A 17,205-nucleotide genomic window follows, 5' to 3' on the forward strand; every position below is an offset into this window, starting at 1 on the left:
CTGCCTGCCGGGCGGCTGCGGCTTGCTGGGCGTGCTGGCGCTGGGCGTGCCAGTGTGCGGCGGCGAGGGCGAGGAAGAAGAGCGTGTCGATCACCATGGCGGTGGTGGCGCCGTCCTCGCCCCGGCCGAGTGCCGGGCCGCTGCGGACCAGGTCTCGCGGGCTCCTGCCGGACGCGATCCATCGGGCCGCGAAACCCGGGACAGTTCTTCTGCGGCTGGCGACGACACAATCCCGGGAAGGCAATCTCGACGGCGCGTGGTGGCCGCGTTCCCGCGACATCGGCGCGGAGCTGCCCGACCTCATCCACGTGCTGACCGGGCACCTCGGCCCCATCACGCGCGTCGGCCTGGACGCCACCGCACGGGATGAACTTCCCCCGCGCCCGGTCATCGACGACCAGGTCGTCCCTATCGACTCCTTCCCGGTCGGTGATGACACCGCCCTGATCACTCGGGGCGACCAGGACCACTTCTCCCTTCTCGTGGTCCCGCCGCACGCGACACCCGATGCCGCCCGTGCCGCGATGGCCGGCGCCGTCCGGGCCGGCCATGTCACCCATGCCGCACAGATCCTCATCGACACCGGCACCCATCAGGCACACCCGATCCCCGCGGAGGACCCTCGGACCGGCGAGGAACGCCACGAGCCCCAGGAATGACGTCTGGAGGCCCGAGCGCCCATAGGGCTGTCTTTGCTGCGGCGCCGACTTCAAGGTGATCGGGGCGGTACCGCCAGTCGGGGTGCATGCCCGGTAGTGGTGTCCGCTGATGTTCCGCTGGTGCCGTTAGGGTGCGCGACATGGCCCATACTCGGCTGTACCGCGCCGGCTCCCTGGTCGAGGAGGACTTCCCGGTCCGGGACATCTCCCGGCATCTGGCGGATCCGTCTTCGACCGTGTGGTTGGACCTGTACCGCCCGAACCGTGCCGAGTTCACGGCGGTCGGCGAGGAACTCGGCCTCCACGAGCTGGCTCTCGAGGGCGCGTTGCACGAGGGACAGCGAGCGAAACTCGACAACTACCGTACCCATCACTTCCTCAGTGTCTACGCGGTCGCCGTCGACCCGGACGGCGCAGGACTGACGATGAGCGAGCTCGCGGTCATCCTCACGCCGCAGGCGCTGATCACGGTCCGCAAGGACGCCGGGTTCGCCCTCGACGAGCTGGTCGCCCGGTGGGACCGTACCCCGGCTCTGGCAGCGCATGGGGTCGCCTTTCTGCTCCACGGCCTGCTCGACTATGTCGTCGACGGGCACTTCGCCGCGGTACGGCAACTCGATGAACGTATCGAGGAACTGGACGATCTGCTCTTCGCCGAAGGCGGCCGGCAGATCCAGACCGTACAGCGCCAGTCCTATGCCCTGCGGAAATCACTGGTCCGGCTCCGTCGCGTGGTTCTGCCCATGCGGGAGGTCGTCAACGCCCTCATGCGTCCCGACCTCGACGTCGTCGACGGTCCCTTGCTGCCGTACTACCGAGATGTGTACGACCACGTGCTGCGTGCCGGCGAGTGGACGGAGTCTCTGCGCGACCTGGTGGCCTCGGTGATGGAGGCCAACCTGTCGGTGCAGGCGAACCGGATGAACCTGATCATGAAGAAGGTGACGAGCTGGGCCGCGATCATCGCCGTGCCCACGGCGATCACTGGCTTCTACGGACAGAACCTTCCCTACCCCGGCTTCGGACACCAGTCGGGTTTCATCGTTTCCAGCGCCGTCATCGTCGTTGTCTCTCTGACGCTGTACTTCGCTTTCAAGCACTGGGACTGGCTCTGACCACACACGCTCCTGCGTGCTCGTCGGCAGACGGGCCCTGGGAGCCGGTTCCCGCAGTCGGCTCCCAAACCGGGTCCGCACAACAAATCAGGCCCGGTGCTGATCTCTCAGCACCGGGCCTGACCTGGTGTTTCTCTGTCGGGGTGGCGGGATTTGAACCCACGACCTCTTCGTCCCGAACTACTGGCTGAAAGCTCATCGAGGGTCAGTGGGCTGGTCGGAAGGCCTCTGATGGCCGTTGGTGGTCGGCTGAGGTCAGGAAGGTTGCTGTACTTCGCTGCTGTACCGCTTGTAGCAGTACCGGGCCGGTGTCCGGCCGGTACGATGCGCAGGCTGGGCAGTGTCCAGCGATGGGGGAGGGGCAATGAGGATCAAGGACCCGGAGTACCCGGCAGCGGTCGAAGCGGCCGTGGAGATCCTGCGGAAGCGGGCCCGGCAGGGACAGACCATCACGTACGGGGAGCTGAGCGCCGAGTTGGCGGCACAGGGCTTCGACTCCATCCCGCCTCACCGCGGAGTCATGACCTACCTGCTCAAGGATGTATGCCTCCACCGCAATGAAGATGGACGAGCACCGATGCTCTCGGCGATTGTGGTGAACAAGGCCAGACGGGAGCCGTCCGACCAGTTCTCCATCCTTGCCCGAAGCCTGCCCTTCTCCCGGCCGGCCAACTGGAGCTGGCAGGACGAGCAGCAGCAGGTGTTTGCTCAGCACCGCGAGGAATGACGTCGACCCTCGACATCCGCTTTAGGAGAGAGGCGGGGGAGTGGGGGCGCTGACCTGGAGCTTCGACACCTGGGCAGGCCACCGAGAACTCGACCGCGAGACCCCCCCGTTGACCGTGGCCGACCCTTGTATCTGGCACGCCTGTGGCACGGGCTGCCCCCTGAAGCTCCTCAGTCCGTCGGGATCAGGTGCGCCCAGACGGTGCCGAGCCTCTTGAGCAGGGCACGCTGCTCGTCGATCCAGCCGCGGTCCACTTCGAGGGAGAGGGCCAGCCTGGTGGTCTGCTGGTCTGCGATGGTGACCGTGATCCCATCGTGGTCGTCCTCCCGCCAATTCAGGCGGATGCCAATCTCGGCGACTCGCGCAGCCTCACGCCAGACGGCGTCGCGCCCTGCGGCGACCTCGTCCAATACGTGTGCCCAGCCGGCCAGATCTCTTGGATCCACATAGGTGTCGAGGACACCGGCCACGAAATCGTTGTGGACCAGGAGTTGCCCCTCCACGTCCGGGATGCCCGGGGCACAGGAGTCGTTCAACTCGACCACAACACTGCCGCCGTACTTACCGGTGATCCGCAGCAGTGCGAACCGCTCGGGCTCCTTCATGTCCCACCCCTGGGTGTTCGGTCCAGCGCTGATGCTGCGCACTCTAGACAGCACCACTGACGATGCCTGCTGCGCTCACCGTCTCAATGGGTGACTCAAGACCTGTCTTCTTGCCCTGGGTCTTGTCGGAGATCTTGGTGACCTGCGTTTCCGCTGGTCCGGGCGGTGGTCCCGGGCGCTTCAGTGGCCGTCGTTGGTCGTTGTTGGCCACTGCCGAGTTGCCTCGGACGGCCCAGAGACGGCCCAGCCTTGCCCGGTGCACGGCCGCCCGTCCGACTGACGACGGGGACTCCGATACGGCCGTCTGAACCTCAGCCAATGGCAGTCAGCCATGGCGACGGGTGGCGCGGTCTAGGCCGCTTCCCAGCTGAAGCGGCCCTCCAGGCGGTCTGGGCTGAGGTAGGCGTATCCGTGGCCGTGGGCGAAGTTCAGGAAGTACTGCTCGTCGAGGTCGGTACCTGCCAGACAGAAGTAGAAGCGCCATGGCGACTTGACACCGGCCCAGTCGGGGTAGGCGGGTCGGCCTCCGAGGTAGTTGTCGACGTCGACGATGCCGTGCGTCTTCAGGTCTCGCTCCGCCTCGTCCGGTACCGGCGTCAGTTCGATCCGGAACTCGACAGGCACCAACTCCTCGTCAGCGCCGAACCGCCACAGGGAGCGCCCCTTCGTCCCGGCCGGCCCAATGGCGGCGAACTCGGGTATTCGGCCACCGGGCTGGATGAGCAGGGCGGCTTCGCCGTCTTCCGGGTCCATGCCGCCGGTCTCGTAGTCGTCGTACGACAGGAAGAGGTATGCCATACGTCGTTCCTCGCCGGGCTCCGCCGGGACGGGGAACTGCCCGATGAAGTCCAGTGGCTCCCCGGTGCCGGGGTGCACTGGCCAGCAGGGCTCGTCCAGCCATACGGGATCACCGCCCAGCTTGGCGACGGGCTCGGTGATGGGCTCCTCGACAGCGTGGAACGTCATCTCCAACCAGGGGAGATACCCGGCGTCGTACGGGCCTTCGGCCCCCTCGGCAGGGCGTGGCAGCAGCATGCCCGGACTGTAGCCGTTGCCCCCGACAAACCAGGCTGGCGGCCGAATCCGCGGCTAAGCCGAGGGCGACATCAGCTTGGGAAGCTGCGGTCATTCGCGGCTCATTCGTGCACTGACCCGCGCGAACGACCAAGATAGGGCCTCGTTGGGCCCGGTCGCTTTCACCGTGGTTCCCCGCCCGTTCTGGTGCGCTTGTGGTGCACGCATGCCTCGTCCCCGTCCCGGCAGTGCCTATCGCTTCTGCGCCCTGTAGCGCTTCATCAGTGCAGTGATCCGTGCGGGGGCCGCTTGGCCGTTGAGTTCGGCCACGAGATCGTCAGGACACAACTCGTAAAGATCCCCCCACCAACGACGTCCTCGGTTGTCCCAGATCCGGTATCCACCTGGCACACCCCGGGCTACGTAGCGTCTCCTACCCACAGTCCCCCCTCCTGCCGTACTTCCGTATGCGCTCGCTGGCACGATGGCCTCGTGGCTGACCCAGAGCGCATCGCGACAGAGATCATGGCGTACTACCGGGCACTCGACGAGGGCGCCACCCTGCGACACCACTTCCGCCATGCTGACGAGGAAGGCGGCCTCTGGTACATCGAGGCCGTACCGGACCGCGGCGAGTTGGTTATCGTCAAGCAGGTGGAGCTGACCTCAGCTGGCCAGCTCCACCGGTACAGCTGGGAGCACCTGGAAGACGAGCACGGCGGCCTGACAGACCAAGCGGTCGATCCTGAGAAGGATCCGCTGGAGCCTATCCCGGCCGGAGAGTTCCATCAGATGTGGAATCGGTGAGCACGCTGGACACCCGCTTTAGGAGCGAGGTTGGGCGACTTGGCGGCTGACCTGCGGAAGGAGCTCTCTGGCGGACGTGGGGTATACGCCCTGCTGGGGCCTGCCGTTCCCCGTGGCTCCCCGCTCGTTCTGGCACGGTTGTGGCACGGGGAAAGGCCTTGCGCCAACAGCCTCACCGTGCGGACACGAGCGGATCGTGCCGACGGGTGAGGCCTTCGGACGGCCCAGATGCACAGTGAAGGAGCTACGCTCCACCTACGACATGCAACTGATCGGGGGGTCAGGTTGGTAGGGCTTACACCATGGATAGCGCCATCCTTCGCGCTTGTCGGCGTGGGAATGGGCCGCAGCCAGCCCGGACTTGACATGACGGCCGATCAGAACGACGAAAGTCGAGTGATGAGATGACACTGAGAAAATCGTGGAACTCGCTGCAAGGCGGCGGATTCATCAGAGGCTCGGTTGATCAGCTGCTGGGCCAGCGATCTCTTTTCCTCGGCTTTTGCGGCCTCGTGGCAGGCTTCGGAGGCGCCATCAATCTTGATGGCATCGCCAAGCGATTGATGTCCCTAGCGATCGGCTGCGTGTCTCTCGTCCTCACGGTGTACTCGTGGAGACAAGTGAAGCGTCAGACGCTCGAGAAGAACGCTCAACGCCGATAACCCGCGCCGCCCTCATACTCAACAACCACTGGAAATGATCTTCGCTGAGGAAACCTCACTCACTATCGGTAACGCCAGATTTGCCGCAGCCGCAATACTTCGGTCGCCCAGTGGGCTTCAAGCTCCGAAGCCGGGATGCGCTCGCGGCCGAGGCTGAAGCGAACGTGGCGGTAGAGCCAGTGCAGTGAAGCGTCCGTGCTGGTGATCAGCGTGGACAGCAAAGGTTCGTCGGCCGGTGTTTCCCGGTCCACGGCCACGAGCAACTCGCCTTGGTCATCGGGGTGCAGGTGAGGCAGGCCGCCGCCCATCCGCAGACGGAGATCTCTCCACGTCAAGAGTCTGCCGCCGCTACAGGCGGCGTCCGCGAGGATCTCGCGGACAGCGGCTGCGAGTTTGTCGATGGTCTCAATCGGGAGGCGATCAGCATGCCGTGGGTCGGCTGTGCCGTCCCTCTGCCGGGGGGACGCGTTCCGCGGTGCGGTTGTTTCCGCCGGCGCGGAACGCTCGTGCTCGACGGGCCTGTGGTCTTTCAACCGGTGTCGCCAGCGTTTCACTTCCCTGTCCTCCGCAGGGGGTAGCGGTTGGGCCAGTTGGCGGCGGAGCCTCACGATCTCGTCGAGTGTGTCAGCGAGTTCATCCGCGGATCGGGTCTCACGGATGCGGCCCAGCCCGGCGAGTAGCTGGCGAATCTTCCGAAGAGGCGGGTCCACTTGTTTCTTCGGGTCCCGCTCATGGCACCACGCCTTCACTTCACGCATGAAGGGCGTGTACTTCTCCCGGTCGGTCGGTGACAGTCGCCGTGCGTAGACCGGGCCCGCCAGGCGTCGGGCCGTCTCTACTGCCGCCAGATCTCCGGCTTCCTGGGCGGCGCCGATCTCCTGGACGAGCCACTCGAATTCGGCCCGCGCCTCGGCAAAAGCGGCGAGCTGTGTCGCTTCTGTCGAGTCTTCGGCGGGCACCGCTTCGTGAGCCTGCTCGGATTCACGGGTGCTGATCCACTCCCGCATGTCAGCACGCAGACGGTGGAGACGCTCTCGCACCTCTCCCGTGAGCTCGTGGTCGCTGATCCTCTCCGCCTCTTGCCGAAGCTTTACTGCCTCTGCCAGATCGCTGGCAATCCTTGCTGTCACGAAGAGCTCCGAGATGCGGGCGACACTCCGCGCCGCCTCGATCCGCCGATCGTGCTCTCCTTGGCCGACCGCCGTGGAGTCGTTCGGTCCTCCGCCACGGGCCTTGAAATGCTGCTGTATCGAATTCCTGCTGTCGGCAGGTCGGCTGGCTGGCTCCAGGGGCGTGATCGGGCGGCCGATCAGGCGGTCGAGTTCATTCAGGACGGGGTCACTGGCCTTCAGCCAGGAACGGAGAGTGCGGCTTTCACGACGGGCGTCGCGATACTGCCAGGCGTGCGCCTCGCCTTGTGCGATGGCTTGCGCCAAGCGAGTGGCGCGACGGCCGCTTGATCGGAGGAGCACAGCTCCCGCTTCTCGCAGCCTCGCCCGTATGACCACCAACTGTCGGGATGCCTCGACAGAGTCGGAGTGCCGGGTTGCCTCCTTTGTGTCGGCAACTGCCTCGGTGGGTGATGCCGCGGAAGGCGTCGGTACGGACGCTGGCTTGTGGCCATACGCCTCATGCGCTTTCCTGATCGCGGCCTCACCCCACCGGCGCAGAGCAGTCTCCGAGGCCGGAGCAGCGGCTCCGAGCAACCGCAGGACGGTGCCCAGGTAAGGAAGAGGGCGCCCGGAGCTGGCGACGATCAGGACGCACAGCAGCGGCCGGTCGGGGCTCAGTGGCTTGTCCACCGCGACCAGCAGGTCTCGACGTTTGGGGTCCGGCAGGTGAGCGAGGTCGAGCCCAGTCCGGCGGGCGAGTTCGTGCCACGTGGTCGTGGTGCCTTCTCGAGCCACTCGTTCCAGTGCCTGTCGGAGCACGGTCGCCGCCCTGCTGCGTATGGGCTCAGCAGGCGTGGTCTCGGTGCGAACAGGTGATGAACGAGGTGCTGTGTCGAGTTGCTCGTCAAGGGCCACGCTGGGGCGCCACAGGCCGGTGCGTTCTGCGTCCAGACCGTTGAGCTGCACAAGACTGTCTGCACGGACCGCCCACGATGAGCCGTTTCCTTCATCAGGGTCCGTGATCAGCAGCCGCACCGCGCCCGACAACTGGTAAACGTACTGTTCCGTGGGAATCGGGATCTTTTCGGGCAGCGACAGGTGGGCCCGGATGATGCGGCTCCCCGCCGGCTTGACGAAGCCCGACACCAGATGCCGGCCGGGCACGGCGAACGGCGACGTCGCCGGGGGCGCGGTTTCCGTGTCCACCGCGAAAACGATCTCGGTGCCGCGCAACGGCAGGCTGCCCGGGAGCGGGTCCATGCGCATGCCGCCCTCGCGGATGATCCCCTCGGCACGCAGTTCCTCAAGGGCAGGTGTCACGAGGCCGCTGTTGGTCATCCGGCACTGCTCAAGAGGCGCCCACGCGACAGTACGGTTCTCGGTCGCGGTGCCGATGAGAACGCGACGGTCATTACCCTTCGTCTCGCACCGCACACGCAGGGCGTAGCCCTGGCGGGCCACCATGTCGCGAGTGATCACACCGTCGGGCCCGAAGACCCACTCAATATGACCTTCCTTGGCCCCCAGACTGTCCGCGGCCTTGCGCCAGCTCCGGTAGTCCTCCGGATGCAGTTCGAACCGAAGGTGTTGTTCCGTGGCGCGTAGCCAGAAGTCCACTGCGTCGCCCGGGCCGTGCCCGAGGCTGCGCAACTCGGCCTGAGCCGCGTGCCCCTGGTTCGCCAGCCACCGGGTCACATGCACCTTGATGAACAGGTGATCGGCGCTGTCCACGCCGTTGGCGGTGCGGTGGCATACCGCGCGGTCTCCGCGGCGGTCCGGGTAGTGGGAGAAGTGACAGACCTTGGTCTCGTACCGCTTGGTCATCAGCTTTTCCCCGCAGCCGCCGAGGAGCGTGCCGCACCAGAAACGGTCAGTGCCGAACTGACGACGGAACTCGTCCAGGTTGTGCGGTTCCTCGGGGAGGATGACGGGCTGGTCCGAGTCCCGTCCCCCGATGACTGCGGTCTGGACGAGACGGGTGTCGATCTGCGGCACCTTCAATCCTCCGAAGCAGACGTACGACAACATGCGGGCAAGGCAAGTGAATTGAGGATGGACCCCTCTATGCGATCGCACAACATGTGAAGTGCGACTTGGAGGGCCCAACGGATCGGACGGATTCTGCTGCCGGCGTCCAACACTTTGGTGTATTCGAGGCCTTGACCTTCCGAGGCCAGCGTTTCCCGCCAGGCGGTCGAGACCGTTGCTGTCCGAGAGACCCGTTTCGCCCGTTGTGCTGAACCGTCTAACCTGCGGAACATGATTCGTGCTGTGGTGTTCGATGTCGGTGAGTGCCTCGTTGACGAGACCCGGGAGTACGGGACATGGGCGGACTGGCTGGGAGTGCCGCGGCACACCTTCACGGCCATGTTCGGCGCCGTCATCGCGCAGGGGCGCGACTATCGGGAGACGTTCCAGGAGTTCCGGCCCGGGTTCGATCTGACCGAAGAGCGGGAGAAGCGCGCGGCTGCCGGGCAGCCGGAGTGGTTCGGCGAGGGGGACCTGTACCCGGACGTTCGACCGACGCTAGCCGCGCTGCGCGAGGCGGGGCTGTGGGTGGGCATCGCCGGGAACCAGACCGTCCGGGCTGGCGGCCTGCTGCGGGAGCTGGACCTTCCGTCCGACATGGTCGCCACCAGTGACGCCTGGGGGGTGTCGAAGCCGGACGTGAGGTTCTTCAAGCGCGTTATCGAGGCGGCGCCTGCCGAGCCGGGGGAAATCCTGTACGTCGGTGACCGGCTCGACAACGACATCCGCCCGGCTGTGCAGGCCGGGCTTCTGACCGCCCTGATCCGGCGTGGGCCCTGGGGCACGATCCAGCAGCGTGACCCGGACGCGGACGCGATCACGACGATGCGCATCGACTCACTCGCGGAGCTGCCGGAGAAGATCGCCAAGTTCAACGCTGAAGGGCGCTGACCGTCGTACCCCAGTCGTAGAGACGATCATCGAGGTCCCGCACGCACTGCTTGTTCTGCCACGGGGTGAGCGTGCGGCGGACCTCGCGGAGGCGGTCTATGCCGGTGGCGTACCAGGTGATCGCCAGTTGATCGAGAGCCTGGATGGCGTAGCGGCACGCTTCCTCCGGCCTTCCGTCGGCGGCTTCGACCGCGGCTAGTTCGCCGAGGACGACAGTGCGCTGCTTACCCGACTCGGGTGGCAGGCAGTCAGCTGGACGGTACTGCGGTCTTGCGGCGTGTACCTCGACCAGTTACACCAGTGACCTTCGCACCGCGTCGGCCAACGAGGTCGCACGCACATCATCGGGCCCCCCGATGATGTGGTTCATCACGTAGCCGAAGGCGATGCCGTGCTCCGGGTCGGCGAAGCCGAGTGAGCCACCTCGGCCCGTGTGGCCGAAGGCGTTCGGGCCGGTCATGGGGTTGGCCTCGGTGGGCAGCATGTAGCCGGTGCTGAATCGGCTTGGGATCAGCATCACCTGATCTTTCCCGCCGACCTGCTCTCTGGTCGCTGACGCCAGGGTTTCCGGGGTGAGCAGGCGAACGCCGCCCACCTCGCCGATCAGCGCGGCGTACATGCGTGCCAGTGCGCGTGCGGTGCCGATGCCGTTGGAAGCTGGGAGTTCTGCGGCCTGCACCTCCGGTGAGCCGAAGTCGATCTCGGCGGGGGCGGTGACCGCGTACGCCCTGTTGCTGAAGGAGTGCGGGTCACGCCAGGCGGCGACCTGTTCGCGGAGTTCCTCGGGAAGCGACTCGGCGGGCACGGTGGTGAGGTCGACGTCCGGCCGCTGGTACACCATGCGGCTGACTCGGTCGCGTTCACCCGCCAGCAATCCGATGAAGAAGTCCAGCCCGAGAAGGGCCGCGATTTCTTCGGCGAAGAAGCGGCCCGGCGAGCGGCCGGAGACTCGGCGGATCACCTCGCCGACCAGCCAGCCCCAGGTCCGGCCGTGGTACCCGTGAGCCGTGCCCGGAGTCCACAGGGGGCGCTGGGCGGCCAACGCTGCTGCCATCGGATGCCAGGCCAACGCCTCCTCCAACGGCACTGGCTGATCCAGCGCGACCAAGCCAGCCTGGTGGGACAGGAGCCAGCGCACCGGGATGTCCGCCTTGCCGTTCGCGGCGAACTCCGGCCAGTACTTCGCCACCGGTGTGTCCAGGTCCAGCGCGCCGCGCTCGGCCAGCATGTGCGCCGCGGTCGCGGTCGCTCCCTTGGTCGCCGAGTAGACCAGTTGCAGCGTGTCCCGTGTCCACGGACGACCGGTTTCGGGGTCGGCGACGCCGCCCCACAGGTCCACCACCGGCCGACCGTACTGATATACGCACACCGCCGCGCCGATGTCCCCGTGCCGGACGAAGTTCGCCATGAACGCCTCACGCACCGGTTCGAACCCGGGCGCCACCTCACCGTCGATCGTCGTCATGCCGCTCATCCTGGCAGTTTGGCTGCCCTCCCCGGCGGGGCGGGCTCGCCCTCGGCGTCCGAGGCGGTGCTTATCAGGCTGCGACGGGCAGTGCCTGTAGGCGCTCGCGGAACTCGCGGACAGAGGGGACGGATTTGTGCGGTTCGAGCCGCGTGGAGAACTCCTTCAGGCGGTCCAGAGCTCGTACGGAGCTGACACTGTCTTCCAGGAGTCCGGCGCCGTAGTTCGCGGCGTCCAGTGCTCCCTCCAGGTCACTGCCGGCGAGTCGCGCCTCGGCCAGGCTGCTGGACCGTACGGCCTTGTCCCGGGGAGCCGCGCTCGCCACGGAGGTCTCCAGGGAACTCGTCGCGCGCTCCACCTGCCCGGAGCGCAACAGGACCTTGCCCTCGGTCGACCTCAACTGCGCCTCGCCGAACCAGTCGAGCCAGTCCGGGTTCTCCTCCGCCGCGTCACGCTCCCAGAGGGAAGCGGCGCGGTTCAGTGCCGTTCCGGCCTTGCGGTGGTAGCCGTCGCGTGACAGCGCCTCGGCCTTGTGCAGGTAGAGGAAGGACTGGGTGCAGGACGACAGGGAGTGGGGAGCGTTGTCGATGGCGGTCGAGATGAGGTCGACCCGCTCGGCGGTGCGTCCGGCTTCGGAGACGTGCACTCCCATCTCAGCGAGGATGAAGGCGCCGAAGGCGTCGTCCCCGGCGGTACGGGCGCTGCGCAGAGCGCCGACGTAGTAGCGCTGGCCGGCGGATCGCAGGCCGGCGTCGTAGGCCATCCAGCCGGTCAGGTGCGACACTCGGGCCGCCAGCGCGTACAGGCGGATGCGGACCCTGTCGGTGTACCGCCCACCGCTGAGGAGACCGGTGACCAGGGCGAGATCGCCGCGTGCCTGCTCCAGAAGCCGAGCGCCTCCGAGCTGGTCGTCGAGCGTGCGGAGGGTGCAGATGCGCTGCTCGATCGTCGAGACCATCGTGTCCGTGACCCGGTCACCGCCCAGCGCCGAGGCGAAGGCGGAGGGCGCGTCCACCCAGCTCGCCGCGAGCCCCGTCAAGGCGGTGCCGGTGATGGTGAGAAAGCCCCGGCGATCCATGCGGCCGCTTCCCACCAGATCGGACAGCGCCTCGACCGTGCCGGCCTCGGTCCACGGAGCGGTGAGCCCCGTCACCTCCCAAACGGGGAGCCACCGAGGCCATCCTTCCGCGCGCACCTGTTCGTCCGGGACACGCAGCAGGTCGGCGAGGACACGCTGGGCATCCGCGTCCGGCTCCTGTCCTTGCTCCCACTTCCATACGGTCGTCCGGTTGGTCGCCAGGGGGATCCCGAGCGTCCTCCCGTGCTTCTGCATGAGCCGGGCGAATTCGGCCTTCCCCCACCCGCGCGTCTGGAGGACGAAGCTCAGCGGATGAACTGCTAACGGCTCACCAGGCACGTCATCACTCCCGTCATCCCCTCACGGCGTAGTTGGGAGGCTACTTCCCGTGTCCGTGAACGGGGAGGGCGTGCCCAGGAGAAACCCCCTAGAAACGTTCCGACGTGCGAGCTGGCGCCGTTGACTGAGTATCAGCCGTCCGTGGGGCACGCCCAGGGCGCTCGCTCTCGGAACGGCTCCTCAGACCGGCGGCTCCATCTCCGTGTCCCCGTCGGGGATGGAGCCGCTCTCCAGCTCTTCGGAGGCGTCCGTCATGCCCACGCTCGTCCATCGGTTCGTCCTTGCGGGTACGGAAAGGGAAGTGCCCCTCGCCCGGCGCATAGTCGTCGACAAGGTGCGTACGTGGGGTGTGCCGCTGGACGAGGAGACAGTCGACGCCATCCGTCTCGTCGCCTCCGAGCTCATCACCAACGCCGTGGTCCACGGGGCGGTGCCGGTCACCGTTGAGCTGTACCACCGGCCCGGTCGCTTGGTGATCGACGTCCTCGACGGCAATTCATCGGCTCCGCAGATGGGTTGTGCCCAAGCCGACGACGAGAGCGGGCGCGGCCTGGCGCTGGTCGGTCTTCTTGCGGCGCGGTGTGCCTGGGAGCCCTCCGGTCACGGGAAGCGCGTATGGGCGGAGATCGTGCTTCCCACGGCGGCGCCTGCCATCCGCGCTGCCGTTCTGCGCAGGTTGTTCGCGTTGCGGCCGAAGCGTGGAGCCGCAGCCGAGTCCAAGTCGCTCACTCTGGCAGTCGCGTGATGGGGCGGCACGCAGTACGAGCGGCTCCGCCTCCTGATCCCGATGTGGTGTTCCGGCCCACCCGCCGCGACATCGACCCCGTCACAGGGGAGCCCACCGCCTACGCCCTGTGGGACCGCCATGAATGGCACGCGCGTGGTGAGTGCTGGCTGTGGTGTGGACGTGACGACGTCGAGGTGACGTGGATCGGTCCCGTCCGGTCGAGCGGTATGCACGCAGCCCTCCACGCCTGCCGCGCGTGTCTGTACGAACTGGACCAGCGGGTCCTGGAGACCAACATGCGCCAGGACGCGGACGTCCTGCCGATGAACGGCCGGGTTGCCCGGCCGCCGGTGTAGCGCTGCGGCTCATCACGCCGCCCAATGACCGCCGCCCCACGGAAATCCACTTCTCCCACGGCCGTGGGGTGGTCACTACCTCCCGCCGGAGCCCTGGCGGGGGAACCGAAGAGGAAGGAGTACGAGGTGGCAGAGCGCACGACACCGCCTCCGGCCCGGAGCGGCCTTCTGGTGGCGGTGGAAGAGCTGACCGCCGTCCACGATCGGTACGACAGCCTCCGGTCCGACAACGCCGGAAGCTCCGGCGACGCGCCGTGGCCGGGCGGCGACGGCAACCTGCACGACAGCGAGTAGGCACCAAGCGGTGGGGCCGGCACGACTGGCCGTGCCGGCCCCTCCGTGTCCGCATCACGTGGTCGAAACTCATGGAGGACACAGCGATGGAACATCGATTGATCAGCGCCATCGAGACAGCGCTCGGGTGGAGCGGAGCGGAGGAGCTGGGCAAGAGCTTCGTACGGGGGAGCATGGACGACCCCGCACTCGTCTCCCGCCTTCTGACCCCGAACCGCCTGCTCGACATCGCGATGCGCAGGAGCCTCAACCGCCCGCAATTCCGGTGCTTTCAGAAGGGCGAAGAGGTGCACCCGGCCGTCTACTACACCGACAGCGTCAGCCCCCGGGGCCAGAGCATCCCCATGGTCAACATGCGCAGCCTCGGAAGTCTCCTGCGGGAAGGTGCGACGCTCATCCTCGACCAGGCCAACGTCTTCGACCCGACGATGGAGGTCGCGTGCCGGGCGCTGCAGTGGTGGTCCCACGAACGCGTGCAGGTCAACGCGTACCTGACGACGAACGACGCCGCCGGCTTCCCCCTGCACTGGGACGACCACGATGTCGTGATCGTGCAGCTCGCGGGCGAGAAGGAGTGGGAGGTGCGCTCAACCTCCCGCAAGGTCCCCATGTACCGGGACTCCGACCCCAACAACACCCCGAGCGACGAGATCATCTGGTCCGGCCTCCTGAAGACCGGCGACGTCATGCACATCCCCCGAGGACACTGGCACCAGGCGACCCGGACCGGCAGCGGCTCGGGAAAGAGCCTTCACGTCACGTTCGGCATCACCAAACGCACCGGAGCGAGCTGGCTCGCCTGGCTGGCCGACTGGTGCCGCGAACACGAGATCTTCCGGCACGACCTGGACCGCTGGCACGGACCCGACAGCGAGGCCCTGACCAAGGCCGCCACCACGCTGGTCGGCGAACGCTCCCCGGCCGACTTCCTGACCGCGTACGAGCAGGAGACGGCGCTGCCGCGCCACGTGCCGTTCCTCGACATCCTCGGGCCGCTCGACGGCGTGGTGTGCACCACCCACTTCCCTCCCCGGGTCCTGGAGAACGGGGAGACCATCGACGTGGTGGCCGCAGGGAAGAAGCTCACCCTCACGGTCAAGGCCCTGCCCGCGCTGCGGACGCTGCTGAGCGGCAGGCCGGTCCCGCTGGAGCGGGCCGCGGCCGTCGTCGGGGCCGAAGTGACGGAGCTGGCCGAGATCCTGGTGAAGGAGGAGCTGTGCGCGGTGCTGACACCCGAGTTGTCCTCGGGCTACACCGGTCTCGTCACGAGCGCCGTCTCCTGACCGGAGCGCTTGATCTCGGTGTCACCGCGCTCGACACCAGCACCAACTACCTCGGCTTCCGCTCGCATCGGATCCTGGCGCGGACGGCCGGTGATCTGCTGCCGCAGTTCACGGTCTCCACGAAGGTCGGATACTTCCCGGGGCCGGACGGCGGGGAGCACTGCCTGGATCCCGTACGACTGCGCGCAGCTGTGGAACAGGCGGCCGAGGACCTCGGGCGGGAGCCCGACCTGCTGTTCCTGCACAACCCGGAACACTCGCTCCGTGAGGGCGCCCCGCATGACCGGGACGTGCTGGTGCAGGCGTGCACCGTCCTCGACGACGCTGCGGCGAAAGGGCTGTGTGCCGCCTGGGGAGTCGCTTCCTGGGACCCGGCACCGCTGCTGGACCTGATCGACCCGACCGCACCGAGGCCGTCGGTGCTCATGGTCCGCGCCGGCCTGCTGGTCGGAGCCGGAACGCTCGATGCCGCTGATGCCCTCATCAAGGCATGGGACCTGGGCGACGGTGCGGTGTGGGGGATGAGCCCCTTCGGAGGCAGCACCAGCGCCCCGGTGTGGGCCAGGATCGACCCGCGCGTCTTCCTACGGGACAGCAGTCGGCTCTCCCGCGTGCAGGCAGCCTTCCGGGCGGCCTATCACCTCCCGCGGGTCAGCTCCGTTGCGGTGGGCACCGACGAACCCTCCCATCTGGGCGACCTCGTCGGCGCCCTGACCGGCGAGGTCGAGGAGCGGACCATCCAGGAGTACCGAAGACTCCTTCGTGACCGCTTGCAGGGTCAGCCCGCCTGAAGCTCCTCGATGACCTGCTCGGCCATGCGTCGCGCGGGTTCCAGCCGAGGGTCCTCCGGATGCGCGTACAGTCCGAGGATCTTCGAGCAGGCGAACAACGTCATCAGCTTGCCGTCCCGGCTCTCGAAGTCGCGTCGGCGCTCCTGCCGTACGCGATCGGCCAGAGCGGGGACGGCAAGCGAACTCGCCCACAGTGAGGCGGAGTCCAGCCCCTGCGGTGCGTTCCCCCAGTCCTCCCAGTCGAAGAGGCTGAACACCGGAGCGGTCACGTTGGCCCAGTTCAGGTCCGCGTGGGCCGGCACCCATCGCTGGACGGTCGTGTCGAAGTTGCCGGAGAAGACACCTCGGATGAACTCGGTGACCAGTTCCTGGGTGATGGTGTCGGTGTCCGGTGTGGCGACCCGCCTCGTCCTATGAGCCGCCAGCGCGTCCAGCGAGGCGTTCAACGCCTCCCACCACTCATCCGGCAGTTCCGGGGCTTCGCTCAAGACGGCGCTTCCGACGGGAGCGGCCGGCAGGAGGCCGGTTTCGTCGGCCCGCCACATCACCGGCCCGTCCGCGTCCCACCAGACCACACATCCCTGCCATGTCGGCTGGGCGACGCCTTTTAGACGGGCGGCACACTCGGTGCCGTTCCACCCTTGATCGGTGATCTTGTCGGGCGAGCGCCGCTCGATCCGGACCCAGGTATCGCGGTCTGTCCGGGCTCCCACGGACCGGCGTTTGCGCACCACCGTATCCGGGAGCAGGCGCACCTGGAGAGACCGCGCGACGCGATCAAGAACCTCGTCAACCGGCTGCACCCGTAGGTCAACAGCCTGACCCGTGGAGACCGAGAGCGTCATACACGCGACCGTAGCAGCGGGGCGGCGGGAGGCAGTCCGACACGAGGAACCGGCGGCAACCGTCAGCCGCATCCATCCAGCACCTCACGGGACGGCGGCCCACGTGAGCCTGTTCACCGGAACCACCGGGTACTACCGCCAGTTCCGCCCCGGCATCCCCGAAGGCGTCGCTGCGGTCATCGACCAGGCCGCCCCTGTAGCCCGGGTTGTGCGGTGGGTGGACGGGAGACCGGTCTTGTTCGCGTGAGGGGGCGACGTGACCATAGGGCATCGGTAGCCGACTGGTAGGGGCCAGCTTGTGTTCGTCTTTCCCGCGGGGCCGTTCGTTGCGGTGAACGGCCCCGCGGTTGCTGGTGATTACCTGCGGTGTCGGCGGTGCTGGTCGACAGCGATGGAGGCGGGTCCGA

The 17,205-nt window shown here is 67.3% G+C and carries 17 protein-coding genes; 10 read left to right on the forward strand and 7 right to left on the reverse strand.

The genetic code is table 11. The features are described from left to right. Positions 1–95: 95 nt before the first annotated feature. From JL475_RS35435 to JL475_RS35445, 3 genes are all read left to right on the forward strand, one after another. Complete coding sequence (locus JL475_RS35435) at positions 96–659, forward strand: DUF5994 family protein (protein ID WP_237409205.1); 564 nt, start codon at positions 96–98, stop codon at positions 657–659. 140 nt (positions 660–799) lie between these two features. Next, complete coding sequence (locus JL475_RS35440) at positions 800–1,774, forward strand: magnesium transporter CorA family protein (protein WP_202282314.1); 975 nt, start codon at positions 800–802, stop codon at positions 1,772–1,774. A gap of 364 nt (positions 1,775–2,138) precedes the next feature. After that, positions 2,139–2,501 (forward strand): hypothetical protein, encoded by a 363-nt coding sequence (locus tag JL475_RS35445; protein ID WP_202282315.1) that lies wholly within the window; start codon positions 2,139–2,141, stop codon positions 2,499–2,501. 170 nt (positions 2,502–2,671) lie between these two features. Here the strand turns inward: JL475_RS35445 and JL475_RS35450 are convergent, their stop codons facing one another. The 3 genes from JL475_RS35450 to JL475_RS40750 form a co-directional block, all read right to left on the reverse strand. Further along, positions 2,672–3,106, reverse strand: coding sequence for a DUF5959 family protein (locus JL475_RS35450; protein WP_202282316.1), 435 nt, complete (start codon positions 3,104–3,106; stop codon positions 2,672–2,674). Between the two features lie 351 nt (positions 3,107–3,457). Continuing rightward, the gene (locus JL475_RS35455; protein WP_202282317.1) at positions 3,458–4,141 is read right to left on the reverse strand and encodes a hypothetical protein; all 684 of its coding nucleotides are present in this window, start codon (positions 4,139–4,141) and stop codon (positions 3,458–3,460) included. Positions 4,142–4,372: 231 nt separating this feature from the next. After that, positions 4,373–4,561, reverse strand: coding sequence for a hypothetical protein (locus JL475_RS40750; protein ID WP_307825271.1), 189 nt, complete (start codon positions 4,559–4,561; stop codon positions 4,373–4,375). Between the two features lie 51 nt (positions 4,562–4,612). Here JL475_RS40750 and JL475_RS35460 point away from each other — a divergent pair, with 51 nt between their 5' ends. Further along, positions 4,613–4,927 (forward strand): hypothetical protein, encoded by a 315-nt coding sequence (locus JL475_RS35460; protein WP_307825272.1) that lies wholly within the window; start codon positions 4,613–4,615, stop codon positions 4,925–4,927. 724 nt (positions 4,928–5,651) lie between these two features. Here the strand turns inward: JL475_RS35460 and JL475_RS35465 are convergent. Further along, entirely contained in the window at positions 5,652–8,729 is a 3,078-nt protein-coding gene (locus tag JL475_RS35465) for a hypothetical protein (protein WP_202282318.1), read from the reverse strand. 231 nt (positions 8,730–8,960) lie between these two features. Between JL475_RS35465 and JL475_RS35470 the strand changes: the two genes are divergently transcribed. After that, a complete protein-coding gene (locus JL475_RS35470; protein ID WP_202282319.1) occupies positions 8,961–9,620 on the forward strand; it encodes an HAD family hydrolase in 660 nt (219 codons plus the stop codon). 292 nt (positions 9,621–9,912) lie between these two features. Here JL475_RS35470 and JL475_RS35475 read toward each other — a convergent pair whose 3' ends face one another. Next, positions 9,913–11,085: a serine hydrolase domain-containing protein gene (locus JL475_RS35475; RefSeq protein WP_202282320.1), complete on the reverse strand. Its 1,173-nt coding sequence runs from the start codon at positions 11,083–11,085 to the stop codon at positions 9,913–9,915. Between the two features lie 73 nt (positions 11,086–11,158). Continuing rightward, positions 11,159–12,502 (reverse strand): transcriptional regulator, encoded by a 1,344-nt coding sequence (locus tag JL475_RS35480; protein ID WP_202282321.1) that lies wholly within the window; start codon positions 12,500–12,502, stop codon positions 11,159–11,161. A gap of 253 nt (positions 12,503–12,755) precedes the next feature. On the opposite strand from JL475_RS35480, the gene JL475_RS35485 reads away from it, so the two are divergent. The 5 genes from JL475_RS35485 to JL475_RS35505 all read left to right on the forward strand — a co-directional run bounded on the left by JL475_RS35485 (position 12,756) and on the right by JL475_RS35505 (position 15,953). Continuing rightward, positions 12,756–13,247 (forward strand): ATP-binding protein, encoded by a 492-nt coding sequence (locus tag JL475_RS35485; protein ID WP_202282322.1) that lies wholly within the window; start codon positions 12,756–12,758, stop codon positions 13,245–13,247. A gap of 47 nt (positions 13,248–13,294) precedes the next feature. Then, positions 13,295–13,585: a hypothetical protein gene (locus JL475_RS35490; protein WP_307825273.1), complete on the forward strand. Its 291-nt coding sequence runs from the start codon at positions 13,295–13,297 to the stop codon at positions 13,583–13,585. 126 nt (positions 13,586–13,711) lie between these two features. After that, the gene (locus tag JL475_RS35495; RefSeq protein ID WP_202282323.1) at positions 13,712–13,879 is read left to right on the forward strand and encodes a hypothetical protein; all 168 of its coding nucleotides are present in this window, start codon (positions 13,712–13,714) and stop codon (positions 13,877–13,879) included. Between the two features lie 86 nt (positions 13,880–13,965). Next, positions 13,966–15,162 (forward strand): cupin domain-containing protein, encoded by a 1,197-nt coding sequence (locus JL475_RS35500; RefSeq protein ID WP_202282324.1) that lies wholly within the window; start codon positions 13,966–13,968, stop codon positions 15,160–15,162. Continuing rightward, entirely contained in the window at positions 15,096–15,953 is an 858-nt protein-coding gene (locus JL475_RS35505) for an aldo/keto reductase (protein WP_202282325.1), read from the forward strand. The genes JL475_RS35500 and JL475_RS35505 overlap by 67 nt, the downstream gene beginning before the upstream one ends. On the opposite strand, the gene JL475_RS35510 is transcribed toward JL475_RS35505, so the two are convergent. Further along, positions 15,941–16,798, reverse strand: coding sequence for a hypothetical protein (locus JL475_RS35510; protein WP_202282326.1), 858 nt, complete (start codon positions 16,796–16,798; stop codon positions 15,941–15,943). The genes JL475_RS35505 and JL475_RS35510 overlap by 13 nt on opposite strands. Positions 16,799–17,205: the final 407 nt, after the last annotated feature.

Origin of the sequence: Streptomyces sp. M2CJ-2, from assembly GCF_016757295.1 — a bacterium.
GTDB lineage: Bacteria > Actinomycetota > Actinomycetes > Streptomycetales > Streptomycetaceae > Streptomyces.